Genomic DNA, 17,311 nt, shown 5'->3' with positions numbered 1-17,311 from the left:
GCGTGGGCTCGCCTCTACAAAACCCGTGTCAGAACCTGTAGTTCAAGGTCAGCCGCACATTGCGCGGCTCACCCCAGGTGTAGGTGCTGTACCAGTTGAAGATCGTGTAGTACCGCTTGTCGAGCAGGTTGTTGACGTTGACCGTGGCCGACAGGCGATCGTTGAACTGGTAGCGCGCCATCGCATCAAGCAGCCAGTACGGCTGGGTGCGATGCACGACCTGCGTGCTGGTGGCCGGGTTGGTGATCTCGCCAAACGTGGAATCCTGCCAGCGCGCGCCACCGCCCAGCGTGAGCCCCTGCCAGGCACCGCGCAGGCGGTAGCTGGTGTGCAGGCTGAACTGGTTCTCCGGTTCCAGCGTGGTCACCTTGGTTCCCGCCTGGCGGGCGATCTTGTGGGAGAACCCACCCTGCACCTGCCAGCCCTCGGCCAGCTGACCCGACATTTCAAGCTCATAGCCCTTGGTACGCACGCCCATCAACGCGCGGTAGGCATCCTGGCCATCCGACGTCTTGCCGCCGGTGGGCTGGGCGAAGTTGTCCTGATCAAGCTGGAAAAGCGCCGCGCTGGCATTGAGGCGTCCATCGAAGAACTCGGCCTTCAGCCCCATCTCGTAGCTGCGGCCTTCCAGCGGATCCAGTGCCTTGCCCTGCTCGTCACGCTGGCCCTGCGGCTTGAAGATGGTGCTGTAGCTGGCATACACCGAATAGTGCTCGCCGAGGTCGTAGACCACGCCGGCATATGGCACATAGACGCCGGTCTCGCGCGTGTCCGGCGAACGGTAGCTGGCCAGACGGCTGCCGACGATCAGCTTCAACGGATCGGCCACGTCGAAGCGGCCGACCACGTACAGGCCGTTCTCGCGGGTCACTTCATTGTTCTCGTAGCTGCGCTGCCATTGCGGCTCGGCAATGTCGCCATTCCAGCTGCGGTAGTCCGGCACCGTATCCGGGAACCCCGCCTGCGGGCCGTAGCCGGTATTGGTCCAGCGCTTGCGCGAGGCACTGCCTCCAACCACCAGCTCATGCTCACGCCCGAACAGGCCGAAATGCCCGCTCACATAGAAGTCGGCGGCATTGCTGACGGTCTTGCCGACGTACTTGCCGAGCCACAGGCTGACGCCCTCGCCGGTCAACGGATCAGGATTGCCGGCGGCGGCACCGGCCAGTGCGGCGTCATAGCCGTTGACCTGGTGGTTGAGCTGCAGCTTGGCGATCCAATCGTTGGCGAACGTGTGCTCCAACGTAGCGAAACCGGTACGCACGTACTGGCGCCAGCCGGCCCATTGCGCACCATTGTTGAACGAGCGCGGCATGCGGTTGAAGTTGCCGGCGCTGTCCAGCAGCGGAATGCCGCCCCATGTCGAGCCCTTCGGGTCGCTGTCCATCACGTCGCCACCGACCGACAGCAGCGTGCGTTCGCCCAGATCGGCTTCCAGCACGGCATAGCCGACCTTGCTGGTGCGCCGGTAGTTGTCCAGGTTGGAGTGCTTGTCTTCCCAGGCCCCCACTGCTCGGCCACGCACGCGGCCATCGGCAGTCAGCGGACCACCGACATCGAGCTCGGCGCGGTAGTCATCCCAGCGGCCGACACCCAGTGAGGCACTGCCGGCGAAGTCCTCGCCCGGCTTCTTGCGCACCAGGTTGATGGTCGCGCCCGGATCACCCATGCCGGTCAGCAGGCCGGTGGCGCCCTTGAGCACTTCGATGCGGTCATAGATCGCAGTATCGCTGAGCGTGTTGCCCGCCGAGTAGGCCGAGTCACGCGACATCGGAATACCGTCGTACTGGAAGTTCTGCACCGCGAAGCCACGCGCGTAGTACTCGGTGCGCTCGCTGTCGTAGGTGACGATGCTGATGCCGGGGGTCACCCGCATCACGTCATCGATGCCGTGCAGGCCAAAGTCATCCATCTGTGCGCGGGTGATCACGCTGATGGTCTGTGGCGTCTGTCGCGGCGTCAGCACCAGGCGGGTGGCGGTGGCGATGGTGCCGGGCGTGTAGGCGCCGCTGCCCTCGGTGATGGTACCGAGCAGGTTGGCGGTGACCTGCACGGTCTGCAGGGTCTGCGAGGCGGGTGCCGGTTTGGCCTTGTCCTCGTCCTGGGTGGACTGGGCAGCAGCGGTGCCGCTGCTCAGTGCAAGCAGTAGCAGGCCTTGAGCCAGTGCATGCGGCAGCGGCAGGCGACGCGGAAACAAGCGCGGAAAACGGACAGGCACAGACAGCACGGCGGGACCTCCACGATAGGGTGGGATCCTCTGGCGGCGGCTGGAGGGAAGAGAGGGACGCGGCCGAATGGCCGCAGGCGCAGGAGTGTACTCCCCTGCGCCCCGGCTGTCGTGCGGTGTGCTGGTGCGGGATCAGGCGCCGATGGCGGCGCAGGCCTCCAGGATCAGCGCGGTCACTTCTTTCGGCTGCGAGGCCAGTGAGGCATGGCTGGCATCAAGCTCCAGCAGGCGCTTGGGCTGCATTCTTGCGGCCATGGCCTTCTGGTTTTCCGGCGCGATCATGCGGTCGTGGCGGGACAGCTGGTACCAGCTCGGCCGGTGCTTCCACGCCGGATCGCTGACCGTGTCGCCGAAAGTGCTGGCCAGCGGCGCCTTCTGGGTCACTGCCATCACCCAGCCCTCGTCGGCGCTCAGGTCCTGGCAGAAGCTCTCATGGAACTTGTCCGCACGCAGCCAGAGGTAGCCATCGCTGTCCGGTGCCAGGTTCGGCGCCGCCTCCGGCAGGTGCTGCTGGGTGATGCCACCCGGGCTCTCGCCGGCATCAGGCGCGAAGGCAGCGATGTAGACCAGGGCCTTCACGTTGGGCTCGTTACCGGCCTGGCTGATCACCGCACCGCCGTAGGAGTGGCCGACCAGCAGCACCGGACCGTCGATCTGCCGGATCATTTTCTGGGTGCGTCCTGCGTCGTCGGCCAGCGACGTGAGCGGCAATTCCACCGCCTGCACCCGGTCGTGGCCGTTGCGATGCAGTTCCAGGATCACCTTGGCCCAGTGTGCGGCCCCGCCCCAGAATCCATGGACGAGGAGGATGGTCGGTGTCGTGCTCATGTACGGATCTCCGGCAGCGGCCGGCGGGGTGCCGACCGTGCAGCCACTGTCCGTGGGCGACGTTAATCGCTGGTGACGCGATCGAGTCACTGCAATCGTATGCGTCGCCCGATGTCACGCATGGCACTTGCCGATCCGGCCTGAAAACGTTTTCATAAAAGTCCCCTGGAGCTTCGCATCGCGCATGACGCCTTCATCCCCACGTGCCCAGCAGCACGCCACCCGTGCCGCCTTCTTCATTCCCGGATTCGCCACCGCCGCGTGGGCGCCGATGGTGCCCTACGCCAAGGTCAAGGCCGGGCTGTCCGACGCCAGCCTTGGCGCCGTGCTGCTGTGCCTCGGGCTCGGCTCGCTGCTGGCGATGCCGTTGGCGGGCGCGCTGACCGGGCGGCTGGGTTGCCGACGGGTGATGGTGATCACCTGCGCGATGATGCTGTGCGCCCTGCCCTTGCTGGTGCTGGCGCCCTCGCCGGTGGCGCTGGGCGCGGCCCTGTTCGTGTTCGGCGCCGGCGTCGGTGCGCTGGATTGTGCGATGAACATGCAGGCGGTCGCGGTCGAGCGCGACGCCGGGCGCGCAATGATGTCCGGCTTCCACGCCTTCTACAGCATCGGTGGCTTCGTCGGCGCCGGCTGCATGACCGGCCTGCTGATCCTGGGTACACCGCTGTGGCTGGCCGCGCTGGTGTCGGTGGCGGCACTGCTGCTGGTTGCGGTGCTGTCGGCGCCGCACTGGCGACCGCAACGGATCCTGCACGAAGGCCCACTGCTGGCGCTGCCGCACGGCGTGGTGCTGTTCATCGGCGTGCTGGCCTTCGTGGTGTTCCTCGCCGAGGGCTCGATGCTGGACTGGAGCGCGGTGTTCTTGGCCGAAGTGCGGCAGGTGCCGCGTGACCAGGCCGGCGCCGGCTTCGCGCTGTTCACGCTGGCGATGACCGCGATGCGCCTGTTCGGCGACGGCATCGTCGAGCGCCTCGGCCGCACCCGCACCCTGGTCTTCGGCGGCATCACCGCCGCAGCCGGGTTCACGTTGGCCACGCTGGTACCGTCGTTCCCGGTGGCGTTGGCGGGCTATGTGCTGGTCGGGCTGGGCTGCGCCAATATCGTGCCGGCACTGTTCTCGATGGCCGGCCAGCAGCGGGTAATGCCGGAGAGCATCGCCATCACTGCGGTGACCACGCTGGGTTACGCCGGTATCCTCGCCGGCCCGGCAGCGATCGGTGCACTGGCACACGGCACCAGCCTCGGCTTCGCCTTCCTGTGCGTGGCCGCGCTGCTGCTGGGCGTAGCCGCATCCGCGCGAGCACTGGCACGACGGGTGGCCTGACAGAAAAAGGGGACGGAGGGGATCAAGTCGTTTCCTGCCTTGGTGTGCGGGAAACGACTTGATCCCCTCCGTCCCCTTTTCTCAGCTGCGCGTCAGCCACTCGGCCTGGGCCGGCAGTTGCGGTGCCGGGCAGGCGCTTTGCGGATGGTGCTCGTCGCGCGCCATCCAGTCGTCGACCACTCCGGCCAGCAGATCCAGCCGCAGCGGCAGGGTGATGTGGTCCTCGCCGCGCATCTCGATGTAGTGGGCGCGCGGATTGGCCTGGGCCAGCTCGCGGCCCTGGCTGACGGGTATGTGCTGATCGCCCTGCCCGTGCAGCAGCAGCACGCAGGCGCGGGTATCGGCCAGCGCACGCGCTACATCCACGCGGTCCAGATCGACGTCGATGCGGCGGCTGGCGGCGGCGATTACCTGGTTGATGTCCTGGCCGCCGTAGCGCCAGCGCGCGTACGACGCCACCGCCTGCGCCTTCAGGCCTTCCGGCTGCAGTCCCATCAGGTGCGGGATCATCGTGCGGATCGCTACACCGGCATTGGCGAACGATTCCATCGCCACCACGCCTTCCACCTGGTCGCCGAGCTTGTCGGCGGTGAATACCGCTGTGGCGGCGCCGTAGGACACGCCGAACAGGTACAGCGGGCCGGTTACTTCACCACGTGCGCGCAGCTCGCCGATTACATCCACCACATCGTCGGATTCATAGGTGCCATAGCCCGACGGCCCAGTACCGGACTGTCCATGGTTGCGCAGGTCGAGCGTGACCACGCGGTAGCCGGATTCGGCCAGCTGCAACGACCACGGCAGCATCGAATCACCATTCATCATCCAGCCGTGCAGCAGCACCACGGTGCCGCGCGGTGCCTGCGCGCGGAACGGTCGCGGTACTGCCAGGCTCAAGCCGGTATCCAGCGGCAGGCCGTTCTCGTGGCGCTGCGGCAGGTAGTGGTAACGCGCGCCGTAATCGCCAGGATCGAACACACGCCAGAAGATCGGCACGCCATCGCGGCCCGGCGCGAAGCCGTGGCGATTGGGCAGTTCGGCAATGGCCGCGGCAATGCGCGGACGATCGAGCAGGGTCGATACGCCACCCGGCGCGATCAGCCGATCGGCGAGCGAGGTGGACGAGGCATTGATCGAGGACGAGCATGCAGCCAGCCACAGGCCGGCGCACGCCAGCAACAACAGCAGCAGGCGCTTCATGGGCAATCGGGGAAAAGGTGCGACAGCGTGGCAGGTTAGCGACGCGCGCGTGGGCCATCTATCGCGCGTGGATGACGGCTTGATGACAACGCAGGAACGATTCAGCTTGGTGTAAAAGCTGTATCCGTTCAGTCATTGATCCGGATCAATGAACGCGCGCGCGGGATTGCCCACAGTGCCGCCATGCGCACCTCGTTCAAGCTCGCCATTGCCCTGGCCGCCACGCTGGCCGCCGCCTACGGCATCGCCCGCACCACGCCCTACTGGTTCGCACCGCGACAGACGGCGCAGGTCGACATCCACGATCCGGCGCTGATCACGCAGGGACAGTACCTGTCGCGCGCGGCCGACTGCGCGGCCTGCCACACCGCGCCCGGCGGCAAGCCGTTCGCCGGTGGCCTCGGCATGCAGACGCCGATGGGCACGATCTACTCGACCAACATCACGCCCGATCCGGACACCGGCATTGGCGCCTACGACTACGCCGACTTCGAGCGCGCGGTGCGCCGTGGCATCCGCCACGATGGCCAGCCGTTGTATCCGGCCATGCCGTACGCCTCGTATGTAATCGCCAGCGATGCCGAGGTCAAGGCGTTGTACGCCTACTTCATGGGCTCGGTGCAACCGGTGAAACAGGACAACGCCGACAGCACCATCCCGTGGCCGGCCAACATGCGCTGGCCATTGGCCTGGTGGCAGCTGCTGTTCGCGCGCCCACGCAGCTTCAGCCCGGATCCGAAACTGGATGCCGGCCAGCAGCGCGGCGCTGAACTGGTTGAAGGCCTGGCCCATTGCGGTGCCTGCCATACGCCACGCGGCCTGGCCTTCCAGGAAAAGGCCATGGCCGACGATGGCAGCCGCCAGTTCCTGTCCGGTTCGGTGCTGGAAGGCTGGTATGCGAAGAACCTGCGCAATGAATCGACCGGCCTGGCCAGCTGGAGCGAGGGCGAGATCGTCGACTTCCTGCGCACCGGCCGCACCGATCGATCGGCGGCCTTCGGTGGCATGGCCGACGTGGTCGAGCACAGCACGCAGTACCTGTCCGACGCCGACCTGCTGGCCATGGCCCGCTACCTGAAGCAGCTGCCAGCGCGTGAGGGCCGTAGTGCGCAGTGGTCCCCCGGTACCGACACCACCACCGCCGCACTGCGCAGCGGCGACTACCGTGTTGCCGGTTCGCTGGCCTATGCGGAGCACTGCCAGGCCTGCCACCGTGCCGACGGGCGCGGCATGCCCCGCGTCTATCCGGCCCTGGCCGGCAACTCGATCGTGTTCGCCGATGACCCCAGTTCGCTGGTGCAGGTGACCTTGATCGGCGGCCGCACGCCGCATACCCCGCATGACCGCATGGCCTTCACCATGCCAGGCTTCGAGCAGCTGCCGAATGCGCAGCTGGCACAGATCCTGACCTTCATCCGCAGCAGCTGGAGCAACCAGGCCAGCGCGGTGAGCGAGGTCGACGTCGCGCGCATGCGCCGGGTGGTGCGCGACAAGCCGGTGCACTACGTTCCGCAGGAGGCCGCACGATGAAGCGTTCGCGCACGCGTTCCCGCCTGCTGATCGGCAGTGCGATCAGCCTCGTGGTGCTGGCCGGCGTCGGTGCCCTCGCCTACCGTCATCTGTATCCGGACCTGGATGCCGCTGTGGCCAGCACGATCGATATCCTCGATGCGCAGGGCAAGGTGGTCGGCCACTACCGCGCGCCCAGCGCCGAAGAGATCGCCGGGCTCGGCAATGCCGAATCGGTGATGCTCGGCCGCCGCATCCTCAACGAGACCGCACGGCTGCTGCCGGACAATGTCGGCAACGATCTGAACTGCAACTCGTGCCACATGGCCGAAGGCAAGCGGCCGTTCGGCAATCACTACTTCAATACCGGCGGCGGCGCCTATCCGCGCTACATGCCGCGCCCGGGCAAGGTGATCGGGCTGACCGAGCGCATCAATGGCTGCCTGCAGCGTTCGATGAACGGCAAGCCGCTACCGAAGGACGCGCCGCAGATGCGCGCGATGCTTGACTACATGGCGTGGCTGAGCAGTCCGGTGCCCGGCGGTGCAAAGGTGGACGCGCCGAGCGAGGGGCCGATCGACAGCACGCTCACCCCGGACCCGATCCGTGGCCAGGCGCTGTACGCCGTGCAGTGTGCCGCGTGCCATGGCGACAACGGCGAAGGACGGCGCGACGCCAGCGGTGACATCGCCTTCCCGCCACTATGGGGCGACCACAGCTTCAACATCGGCGCCGGCATGGCGCGCTTGTACAAGGCCGCCGGCTTCGTCAAGCACAACATGCCGCCGGCGGTGACCCGCGAGCCGCCACTGGGACAGCAGGTGATGCCCGACCAGGACGCGGTGGACATCGCCGGCTATTTCATCAACCAGCCGCGGCCGGACTTCGCCAACAAGGGCAAGGACTGGCCGCGCGACCCGAAACCCAAGGACGCGCGGTACTGAAGCAGGCAGCAGGTGCCGGCCGTCACACAACACGGTTCCTGCATCTCTACGTCATGTCGATGTCATTGGTGCTGCCGACACTCGGGGGCTTCTCTCCCTTCAAGGTCCGGTATCGATGCGAACGATTGCGCGCTTTCCCCGTGTTTCGCTGCTTGCCCTGCTGATCGCCCCCGCACTGGACGCCCTGGCCGAAGCACCGCAGGGCGAGACGGCCGAAGCGCGCAGCAGCGATGCCCGCACCCTCGACCAGGTGCAGGTGATCGGCCAGGCCACCAGCTACGCCAAGACGTCGGTGCGCGCAGAAACACTGAACCGGCAGACGGTGATGAGCAGCGTCAACGATGCGCTCAATGAAGTGCCGGGCGTGGTGGTCAGCGAGGCCGATGCCACCGGTTCGTCGGTGTGGGGCACGCAGATCAGCATGCGCGGCTTCGTCACCAACCGCGATACGCAGCAGATCGGCACCACCATCGACGGCGTGCCGAACGGTGGTTCGGGCTACGGCGGTGGATCGCTGGCCAACCGCTACATCGACACCCTTGATCTGGAGACGGTGGAAGTGAGCCAGGGCACCGCCGATATCTCCTCGCGCTCGAACGAGGCGCTGGGCGGCACGCTCAACTTCCTCACCAGCGATCCGCTGCAGGACAGCCGCCTGCGCTTTGTGGTCGGTGCCGGTGACAACGAGGCACGCAAGTACTACGTGCGCTACGACACCGGCCTGCTCGGCGGCCACACCCGCGCCTGGGTCAGTGCCTCCTCGTCGAAGGTGCACGACTGGATCGACGGCACCGGCCACGCCAGCAACGACCACATCGCCGGCAAGTTCATCACCGAACTGGACCGCTGGACGCTGACCGGCTACCTGTCCTACAACGACGCCGACGAGCCCGAATACACCAGCGTTTCGCCGACGGGCTTCGCAACCAACCCGGAGCGCGACAACCTGGTCGGCACCCTCACCGGCATTCCCTACCTGGACCAGAACTACCGCTCCGGTTCACGCGCCCTGCGCGAGAACACCTTCGGCTACCTGCGTGCGGCCTTTGACGGCGGCAATGGTTTCAAAGCGTCGGTGGCCGCCTATGGGCATCGCATGCAGGGCCGCGGTGACTGGCTGCCACCGTACCTGGCGCAGGTCAGCGATGATGGTGCGGGCCGCCCCGAGTCGGAGTACCTCGGTGGCAAGACCGTGTACGGCGGCAGCAACCGCGGCCAGATCTTCTTCGTCAATCCTGATGGCAGCGCGGCACAGCGGCTGGCCAGCTGCACGCCACGGTTGGGCTTCACCGCCGAGTACGATCCGAACTGCTACGCCGGCAACGTGCTGGGCGCGCAGTCGTATCGCCACACCCACTACGACAACGATCGCATGGGCGTGACCGCCGACGTCGAGTGGCGGCAGACCTTCGGCGCGGTCGACAACACGATCCGCGGCGGCCTGTGGGTGGAGAAGCTGGACCGTTCGGCGCGCCGCGACTGGCACCGCCTGCTCAACGTCGGCCAGAGCATCGACTTCGACCACCAGCCGTACTGGGTTCAGTTCGAAGACAAGTACAAGGTCGACGAGCAGATGTACTACGTGGAGGACGTGGCGCGCTTCGGGCCGTTCAGTGCACGCCTGGGCGTGAAGCAGTTCTTCGTCGACCAGTCGCGTCGCCGCGTGATCGGCGCCAGCGAACACGTGACCTCCGATTCCAAGTCCGACCCGTTGCTGTCGACCGGTTTCACCTGGGCGCCGGGCGTGGAAGGCATGGAGTTGTTCGCCGGCTTCTCGCAGAACTTCGCCGCTATTCCCTCCGGCGTGCTCGGCGAGACCGACCCGCAGCGCTTCCGCAACGTCGAACCGGAGACCGCCGACAACATCGAAGTGGGCATGCGCATCAGCCGCTGGCCGCTGACCGCATCGGTGACCCTGTACAACATCAAGTTCGACAACCGCATCGTCTATCTGCCGGCAGGTTTCGTCAGTGGCATCGACTACCTGGGCGAGACCGACGGTGTCTACGAGAACTTCGGCGGCGTGGAAAGCAACGGCCTGGAAGCCGCGTTCGGCTATGGTTGGGACAACGGCTGGCGGCTCAACGCCGCCTACACCTACAACCGCTCCAAGTACCTGGGCAGTGGCGATGCAGCACGCGATACCCAGCTGGGCATCGTCGATGGCGCCAAGGTGATCGGCCAGCCCGAACAGACCCTGGTGCTGTCGGCGGACTGGCAGGGCGAGAACTGGAACTTCGGCCTGTCCGGCCGTTACCTGGGCACGCGCTATCTCGACGCCGCCAACGTCAACAAGCTGCCCTCGGCCACCGTGTTCAACGCCAACATCGGCTTCGACCTGCAGGGGCTGTCGCCGCGCCTGAAGGGCATGGGTGCCAACCTGGTGGTGAGCAATCTCACCGACAAGCGGTATCTTGCAGGGGTGGACGGCCGCGACAACGCCTTCATCGGCGCCCCGCGCACCGTCGGCATCTCCTTCCGTGTGGACCTGTGAGTGAGCCCGTGACCGATATCGGCCGACGCCGGTTGTTGCAGGCCGGCGTTGCCGCCGGCCTTTCCCCGCTGCTGCCCAGCATCGCCCGGGCCGCAGCGATCGCGCCTGCGGCGCAGACGCGCAGCCTCGAAGACCTGCAGCACATCGTGGTGTTCATGCAGGAGAACCGTTCGTTCGACCACTACTTCGGCACGCTGCCTGGGGTACGTGGTTTCGGTGATCGCTTCGTGGCCCCTGCCGCGGCCCTGCAGGCCGGTGGCCGCACCCGCAGCCTGTGGCTGCAGCCCGACGCGAGCGGCGCGCGCGCGATCGCGCCGTTCCCGCTGGATACCGCCGCGCACTTCGGCTACATGCGGGTGGAAGGCACACCGCACACCTGGCCGGACGCACAGCGTGCCTGGGACCACGGGCGCATGGGGCAATGGCCGAAGGCCAAGCAGAACCACTCGATGGGCTACTTCCAGCGCAGCGACCTGCCGTTCCAGTTCGCGCTGGCCGACGCCTTCACCATCTGCGACGCCTATCACTGCGCGATGCAGGCCGGCACCAACCCGAACCGGGTGTTCCTGTGGACCGGCCACAATGATGCACACGCGCGTGCTGGTGGCCCGGTGATCGCCAACTCGCACGACAATTTCCCCGAACAGGGCGGGTACCCGGCGTCGTACCGCTGGACCAGCCATGTCGAGCGCCTGCAGAACGCCGGCGTGTCCTGGCAGATCTACCAGGACATGGCCGACAACTTCACCGACAACCCGCTGGCCGGTTTCGAGGTATTCCGCCAGGCCCATCGCGCCGCGCCGGGGCATGACCCGCAGTTGCGCGCACGCGGCGTCAGCACCCGTGGCCTGGCGCAGCTGCGCCAGGACGTGATCGGTGGGCGCCTGCCGCAGGTCAGCTTCATCATCGCCGACGCGGCCGGCAGCGAGCATCCCGGCCCCTCCAGCCCCGCCCAGGGCGCGGCCTATACCGCGCGCGTGCTGGACGCGCTGACCGCCGATCCAGAGGTGTGGAGCCGCACCGCGCTGTTGCTGATGTTCGACGAGAACGACGGCTTCTTCGACCACATGCCGCCACCGGCACCGCCTTCACCGCTGGGCACCGGCTGGGCCGGTGCGTCTTCGGTCAGTACCGAGGGCGAGTACCACCGCCATCCGGCACCGGGCGACGAGAAGTACGACCTCGCCGAACTGCGTGGCCGCCCATATGGGCTGGGTCCGCGCGTGCCGCTGTATGTGATCTCGCCGTGGAGCCGCGGTGGCTGGGTCGATTCGCAGGTGTACGACCACACCTCGGTCATACGGTTGATCGAACGTCGCTTCGGTGTGGCCGCACCGGACATCTCGCCGTGGCGCCGCGCGGTCTGCGGCGACCTGAGCAACGCGTTCGACTTCGCCCAGCGCGATACCCGCCCGTTCGTACGCGGCCTGCCGGACGTGAGCGCGGTGGCCGCGCGCGCCGCCGCCCTGCCGGGACGCACCGTGCCCGCGTTGCCCGAGGGACTGAAGCCGGCGAAACAGGAAAGCGGCGTGCGCCCGGCGCGTGCCCTGCCCTACCGGCCGCAGGCATCGATTGCCGCTGTCGACGCCTCGGGTGTGGATCTGGCGCTGTCCTGCGAAGGCGCAGCAGCAGTGCTGCATGTTTACGACCGGCTGCGGCTGGATGCGGTGCCACGCCGCTACACGCTGCTGCCGGGCATGCCGCTGCGCGAGCGCTGGCCGCTGGACGCCCAGGGTCGCTATGACCTGTGGCTGCTGGGCCCGAACGGCTTCCACCGCCACTTCCAGGGAGCGGCCACGGGTCCTGCCGTGCAGGCTTCAACCGATCGTGCGGATGGCCAACTGCGGCTCCGCCTGCGCAATCTGGGTGACAGCGCGCAGCAGGTGCGTGTGCAGCCGGGCGCCTATGCCGGGCATATGCCCGAGCAGACGCTGGTGCTGCCCGCACATGCAGAGACCGCGTTGGCGTGGGACGCAACGCCCACCGCAGGCTGGTACGACCTGCTTGTCGGTGCGGGCGACAGTGCCCTGCGCCTGGCCGGCCGCGCCGAGGATGGGCGCCCCGGCACCAGTGATCCGGCGATGGGCAGCGAGCCATTGCGGTTCGAGCACGATTGAAGGATCTCTGTAGAGCCAAGCCCATGCTCGGCTGCTCTTCGATAACTGACCGGAAAAGCAGCCGAGCATGGGCTCGGCTCTACAGGCCAGACCGGTAGGATCAGGCCTCCTGCAGCCCCGGCCGGCCGTGCTCCACCGCGTAGCGCTTCCAGCTCTGCACCGCGCCATTCGGCTGCATCACGGTATCCAGCGTCTTCATATCGCCGATCCACGCATCGCGGGTGACATCGCACAGCACGTAGCCACGCTTGTCGGTGGTCGCTTTCAGATAGGGGCTGTGCGTAATCTGGTTGCTGGCATACGCGTCCACACCCTGGCCATCGGCGCCGGAAGTGATCGACGTGGCGAGGAACTCGCTGGAGATCACGCCCGAGTCACGGTGGTCCTGCACCAGATCACTCGCATAGTGGCGATGCGCGTCGCCGCAGGCGGTCACCACGTTGCCGAAGCCCACCTTCTGGATGTGGTCAAGCAGGCGCCGGCGGCTGTCCAGATAGCCTGACCACTGGTCGTCGGACGACTGCACCACGCCGTCCTTCTCGCGCATGTAGTTGCCCAGCGCCACCTGGTGGGCAATCGTGTGCCAGCGTGGTGCAGCATCGGCCAGGCCGTCGAACAGCCAGCGCTCCTGCTTCGCCCCCACAATGCTGCGCTCTGGCGATTCCACCTCCTCACGCAACGCCATGTTCACCTGCTTGCTGCGGTACTGGCGGGTATCGAGCAGGTGCAGGTCCATCAGCGTGCCGTAGCGTGCGCGCCGGTACATCTGCATGTGGCCATCGCGCGGGAATGCAGAGCGGCGCAGTGGCATGTTCTCGTAGTAGGCCTGGAACGCCTGTGCGCGACGCAGCAGGAACACTTCGCTGGGCGTGTCATCCTGGTCTTCGGCACCGGCCCAGTTGTTGTCCACTTCATGGTCGTCAAAAGTGACGAACCACGGTGCCGCCGCATGCGCGGCCTGCAGGTCGGGATCGCTCTTGTACTGGGCGTAGCGGCGGCGGTAATCATCCAGCGTGTAGATCTGCGGGCCGACGTGGTTGCGCAGGTTGGTGAACGGCTGGCCGTTCATCTTCCGCAGGCCCGGCTGGCTTTCGCCTTCGTAGATGTAGTCACCGTAGTGGAAGACGAAATCCAGCGGTTCCTCGGCGATGCGCCGCCACGCGGTGTAGTGGCCTTCTTCGTAGTGCTGGCAACCGGCCACCGCAAAGCGCACACGATCCACTGCGGCCGTGGCTGCGGGCAGCGTACGGGTACAACCGACCGCACTGGCGTGGCCGCCTACGGTGAAGCGGTACCAGTAGGGCCGTCCGGGCGCCAACCCGTCCAGCTCCACGTGCACGGCGTGGCCGAGTTCGGGATGCGCCATTGCCGAACCCTGGCGCACCACCTTGCGCATGCCATCGTCTGCTGCCAGTTGCCATTCGACCGCCATCGGCCGGGTCGGCATGCCACCGCCGAACACCAGCGGTTCGGTCGCCAGGCGCGTCCACAGCACCACGCCATCGGCCGAGGGATCACCCGAGGCCACGCCCAGGGTGAAGGGTGTGCTGGCAAAGCGCGGCTTGGCCAGCAGGTTGCGCGGGTTCAGCGCGGTGGCATCGGCCTGCGCGGCCAGCGCGTGTGCCGTGCCCATCCAGGCACCGGCAGCGGACAGGCCGGCCAGGGCCAGGAATCGCCTGCGATTGATCGTCTCCACGGCTGTGCCCTCAGTTGTAGATGATGTGGAAGTAGAAGAAGCGGCCGTAGTCGTCGATCTCGGTACGGAAGCGCCCGTTCGGGCCGGTGCTGTAGGTCGGCTGGGTGTTGAACAGGTTCTTGGCTTCGTACTTCAGCGTCACGTGCCTGCTGAGCTTGTGGCTGAAGGCCATGTTGAACGTCATGTACGGGTCGTAGTACGAATCCAGCCATTCGGTGTCACCGAAGTCGACCAGCATCCGGCTGCGGTAGGTGCCGGACAGGCGCAGCTGCGCGCTCTTCCACGGCATGCGCCAGATCACCGAACCATTGAGCGACCAGTCCGGCTGGTACAGCAGGCGATCCAGGCGGCGCTCGGTGCCATCGCTGATGCGGTAGTTGGTCTGGCCTTCCAGCCGTGTAGCGTTGAAGTACATGTCGAAGCGCTGGCGTCCCCACTGCAGGTTGCGGTTGGCCACCGCGAACTCGACACCGCGCAGCGTGGACTCATCGGTGTTCATCGGCTGGGTCACCCGATAGCGGGCATCACCCACGTTCTCGAAGGTGGTCAGGGTGTAGATGTCGTCCTTGATCACCTTGTCGAACAGCGCCACCGAGACCAGGCCGTTGTTTCCGTTGAAGTACAGGTCCCACGCCAGGTCGATGTTGGTGGAACGTCGCGGCTGCAGATCGGCATTGCCCTGCTTGATGCTGCAGAAGCCCCTGCCCTCCTCGTCATCGCCACAACTGGTACTGGTGGCCTGGGCGATGTTGCTCGGCGTCGGCCGGCCCAGCGTGCGGCTGGCGGAGAAGCGCAGGCGCTGGTCCTCGCTCAGCTTGAACGTCGCATTCAATGAAGGCAGCAGGTTGTTGTAGCCACCGCTCGTATTGCGGAAGGCGGAGGTATAGGTAGTGCCGCCATCATCGCTGAACGGGCTGTAGGCATCGAAGCGGGTGTGGTCGTAGCGCAGGCCGCCGATCAGCAGCAGCCGGTCCCAGGCGTAGTGCGCGGATACATAGGCATTGGTGATGTCCTCCACATACGTGTAGTCGCTGGTGAAGTTGGCATTCGGATACGCCGCATTGTTGTTGCCCAGTTTCGGCAGCAGCTCCTCGTTCCACTTGCGGTTGTCGATCAGCGGGAAGCCCGGCACGCTGCCCAGCAGCGTCGAACCCGGATACAGGTAATCGTTGAGCGTGGCACTGCTCTTGAAGTAGTCGAAGTCGATGTCCTGCCAGATCTTCAGATGGCGGTACTCGGCGCCGGCGGCCAGGCCGAAGCCACGCGCATCGGCGTCGATGTTGTAGCTGAAATCGGCGCGCAGGTTGTCGATGCTCTCCTTGGCATCGCGCGGGGAGACATAGGCCTGCGCCGGATTGAGCTTGAACGCGGAGCTGGTCAGCAGGCTGGAATCGGAAACCGCCACCGCGTTGGGGAACCCATGGCTGTCGTTCTCGTAGTCGACGAACAGATTGCTTGGGTAGGCGCGCACACCCCAGTAGACCTGGTTGTTGTGGAAGGTCTCTTCGGTATGGCCGCCACGCAGGGTCAGCCGCGAACGGTCGCCCATGTCCCAGTTGAAACTGGCGACGGCACCACGGTTGCTGCGGTCCCAGCGGTCGTGACGGTTCTTGATGTAGATGCTGTTGATCTGGGTGGCGCCGCTGTCCTCGGTCTGGTTGCGGATCGGGAACTTGGCATTGCCGTACAGATCGGTCTTGTTCATCGTCGAGTTCTCGTAGAACCGGTACGAGTACAGCAGCAGCGATGCGTAGAACGGATCATCCGAGGGCTTCCACTCAAGCTTGGCGGAGCCACCGAAGTTGGTGATGAAGTTGGTATAGGTGCCGGTGCTGAAGTTGCCAGGAGCACGCAGCCCGTTCCAGCCCTTGGCCTCGTCCGGACCGGTGGTACCGTCGGTGAGGTATTTGCCAGCGTCGTTGTAGTAGTAGTTCGACTCCACCCAGCGCTTGACGCTGTTGCGTGAACGCTGCTCGTAGCGTGCCACCGCAACGATGCCGAACTCCTGGTCGGCGCCGAACTGGTTGGAGAACACCATCTTGGCGCTCTTGCCGAAGTGGCCCAGAGTCTCGTGGTTGCCGCCTGCGCTGCGCTCGACGTTGGTCTCGGCGGTGGAATAGATGCCCGCCACATCGGCAAACACGTACTTGCCGGACCGGTCGAAAGCACTGCGGCTGATGATGTCGATCACGCCGCCGATCGCATCCGGTGCCTGCTCCGCACTGAAGCTCTTGTAGATGTCGGTACGGGTGCCGATGTCGCTGGGAATCAGCTGCAGGTTGTTCATTCGCTCGCCGGAGCCACTGCCTCCCACGCTGGCAATCGCGATGCCATCGATGGTGGTGTAGTTGAGGTTGGCCTGTACGCCGCGCACGGTCACGTAACGTGGCTCGCCGGCATCCTCCACCGCACTCAGGCCTGGAGCGGCCATCAGGCTCTCGGCCAGGGTCTCGTCGCCGTAGCTGTCCATCTCGTCGTAGACCACCGAATCCTTGATCACTGGCGACGACTTCTTCTGGTCGATCACCTCGTGCGCGGCAATCACCTTGACGGTGTCCAGGGTCGGCGCCACCACCGCCTCGGCCTCGCGCGGCTTCGGCGCGGCCGGCTTCGGCGCGTTGCTTACGGGCGCCGGATCGATGGCGATGACATTGCCATCGACCACGGTGTAGCCCAGGCCGGTACCGGCCAACAGTGCATCCAGCGCCTGCTTGACGGTGGCACCGCGCGGCACCGCACCGGCCATGCGCGCATCACCGCCGGCCGAGTACAGGAACTGCACTCCGGAACTGCGCGACAACTGCTCCAGTGCACGTGCCAACGGCTGCGCCGCGATCGGCGCCGAAACGCGGGCCTCAAGGCCATCGGCAGTGGCCGCGACCGCCAGCGGCACGCTGCAGGGAGACAGGGCGAGGATGATCGACAGGTAGAGCGTGTTGCGCATCACGGGTCCTTGGAAGAGAGAAGGCAGC

10 protein-coding genes are annotated in these 17,311 nt (G+C 66.3%); 5 read left to right on the top strand and 5 right to left on the bottom strand.

What is annotated here, in order from left to right:
- Positions 1-28: 28 nt before the first annotated feature.
- Both ARC63_RS05310 and ARC63_RS05305 read right to left on the bottom strand, forming a co-directional pair.
- Entirely contained in the window at positions 29-2,227 is a 2,199-nt protein-coding gene (locus tag ARC63_RS05310) for a TonB-dependent siderophore receptor (RefSeq protein WP_057502730.1), read from the bottom strand.
- A gap of 132 nt (positions 2,228-2,359) precedes the next feature.
- Complete coding sequence (locus ARC63_RS05305) at positions 2,360-3,055, bottom strand: alpha/beta hydrolase (RefSeq protein WP_057502729.1); 696 nt, start codon at positions 3,053-3,055, stop codon at positions 2,360-2,362.
- Positions 3,056-3,239: 184 nt separating this feature from the next.
- On the opposite strand from ARC63_RS05305, the gene ARC63_RS05300 reads away from it, so the two are divergent.
- Complete coding sequence (locus ARC63_RS05300; RefSeq protein WP_057502728.1) at positions 3,240-4,379, top strand: MFS transporter; 1,140 nt, start codon at positions 3,240-3,242, stop codon at positions 4,377-4,379.
- Between the two features lie 81 nt (positions 4,380-4,460).
- Here ARC63_RS05300 and ARC63_RS05295 read toward each other — a convergent pair whose 3' ends face one another.
- Positions 4,461-5,579, bottom strand: coding sequence for an alpha/beta hydrolase (locus ARC63_RS05295; protein WP_057502727.1), 1,119 nt, complete (start codon positions 5,577-5,579; stop codon positions 4,461-4,463).
- A 183-nt stretch (positions 5,580-5,762) separates the two neighbouring features.
- Between ARC63_RS05295 and ARC63_RS05290 the strand changes: the two genes are divergently transcribed.
- The 4 genes from ARC63_RS05290 (at position 5,763) to ARC63_RS05275 (ending at position 12,643) form a co-directional block, all read left to right on the top strand.
- The gene (locus ARC63_RS05290) at positions 5,763-7,109 is read left to right on the top strand and encodes a c-type cytochrome (RefSeq protein ID WP_057502726.1); all 1,347 of its coding nucleotides are present in this window, start codon (positions 5,763-5,765) and stop codon (positions 7,107-7,109) included.
- On the top strand, positions 7,106-8,032 hold the full coding sequence (locus tag ARC63_RS05285; protein WP_057502725.1) for a c-type cytochrome: 927 nt from the start codon (positions 7,106-7,108) through the stop codon (positions 8,030-8,032). Before ARC63_RS05290 ends, ARC63_RS05285 begins: the two co-directional genes overlap by 4 nt.
- A 115-nt stretch (positions 8,033-8,147) precedes the next feature.
- On the top strand, positions 8,148-10,526 hold the full coding sequence (locus ARC63_RS05280; RefSeq protein ID WP_057502724.1) for a TonB-dependent receptor: 2,379 nt from the start codon (positions 8,148-8,150) through the stop codon (positions 10,524-10,526).
- Positions 10,527-10,534: 8 nt separating this feature from the next.
- Positions 10,535-12,643, top strand: coding sequence for a phosphocholine-specific phospholipase C (locus ARC63_RS05275; protein WP_049483025.1), 2,109 nt, complete (start codon positions 10,535-10,537; stop codon positions 12,641-12,643).
- A 100-nt stretch (positions 12,644-12,743) separates the two neighbouring features.
- Here ARC63_RS05275 and ARC63_RS05270 read toward each other — a convergent pair whose 3' ends face one another.
- Together ARC63_RS05270 and ARC63_RS05265 are read right to left on the bottom strand one after the other, a co-directional pair.
- On the bottom strand, positions 12,744-14,339 hold the full coding sequence (locus ARC63_RS05270; RefSeq protein WP_057502723.1) for an alkaline phosphatase D family protein: 1,596 nt from the start codon (positions 14,337-14,339) through the stop codon (positions 12,744-12,746).
- Positions 14,340-14,349: 10 nt separating this feature from the next.
- The gene (locus ARC63_RS05265) at positions 14,350-17,283 is read right to left on the bottom strand and encodes a TonB-dependent receptor (RefSeq protein ID WP_057502722.1); all 2,934 of its coding nucleotides are present in this window, start codon (positions 17,281-17,283) and stop codon (positions 14,350-14,352) included.
- Between the last annotated feature and the right edge of the window lie 28 nt (positions 17,284-17,311).

The sequence above is a fragment of the Stenotrophomonas geniculata ATCC 19374 = JCM 13324 genome, from assembly GCF_001431625.1.
GTDB lineage: Bacteria > Pseudomonadota > Gammaproteobacteria > Xanthomonadales > Xanthomonadaceae > Stenotrophomonas > Stenotrophomonas geniculata.
The sequence above is the reverse complement of the archived record's forward strand: the minus strand, read 5'-3'. Positions and strand labels throughout refer to the sequence as shown.

Excerpts from the sequence above, each read along its gene's own strand:
- ARC63_RS05300 (WP_057502728.1), top strand. The coding sequence starts at position 3,240 with ATGACGCCTTCATCCCCACGTGCCCAGCAGCACGCCACCCGTGCCGCC.
- ARC63_RS05305 (WP_057502729.1), bottom strand. The coding sequence starts at position 3,055 with ATGAGCACGACACCGACCATCCTCCTCGTCCATGGATTCTGGGGCGGG.
- ARC63_RS05265 (WP_057502722.1), bottom strand. The coding sequence starts at position 17,283 with ATGCGCAACACGCTCTACCTGTCGATCATCCTCGCCCTGTCTCCCTGC.
- ARC63_RS05285 (WP_057502725.1), top strand. The coding sequence starts at position 7,106 with ATGAAGCGTTCGCGCACGCGTTCCCGCCTGCTGATCGGCAGTGCGATC.
- ARC63_RS05280 (WP_057502724.1), top strand. The coding sequence starts at position 8,148 with ATGCGAACGATTGCGCGCTTTCCCCGTGTTTCGCTGCTTGCCCTGCTG.
- ARC63_RS05295 (WP_057502727.1), bottom strand. The coding sequence starts at position 5,579 with ATGAAGCGCCTGCTGCTGTTGTTGCTGGCGTGCGCCGGCCTGTGGCTG.
- ARC63_RS05290 (WP_057502726.1), top strand. The coding sequence starts at position 5,763 with ATGCGCACCTCGTTCAAGCTCGCCATTGCCCTGGCCGCCACGCTGGCC.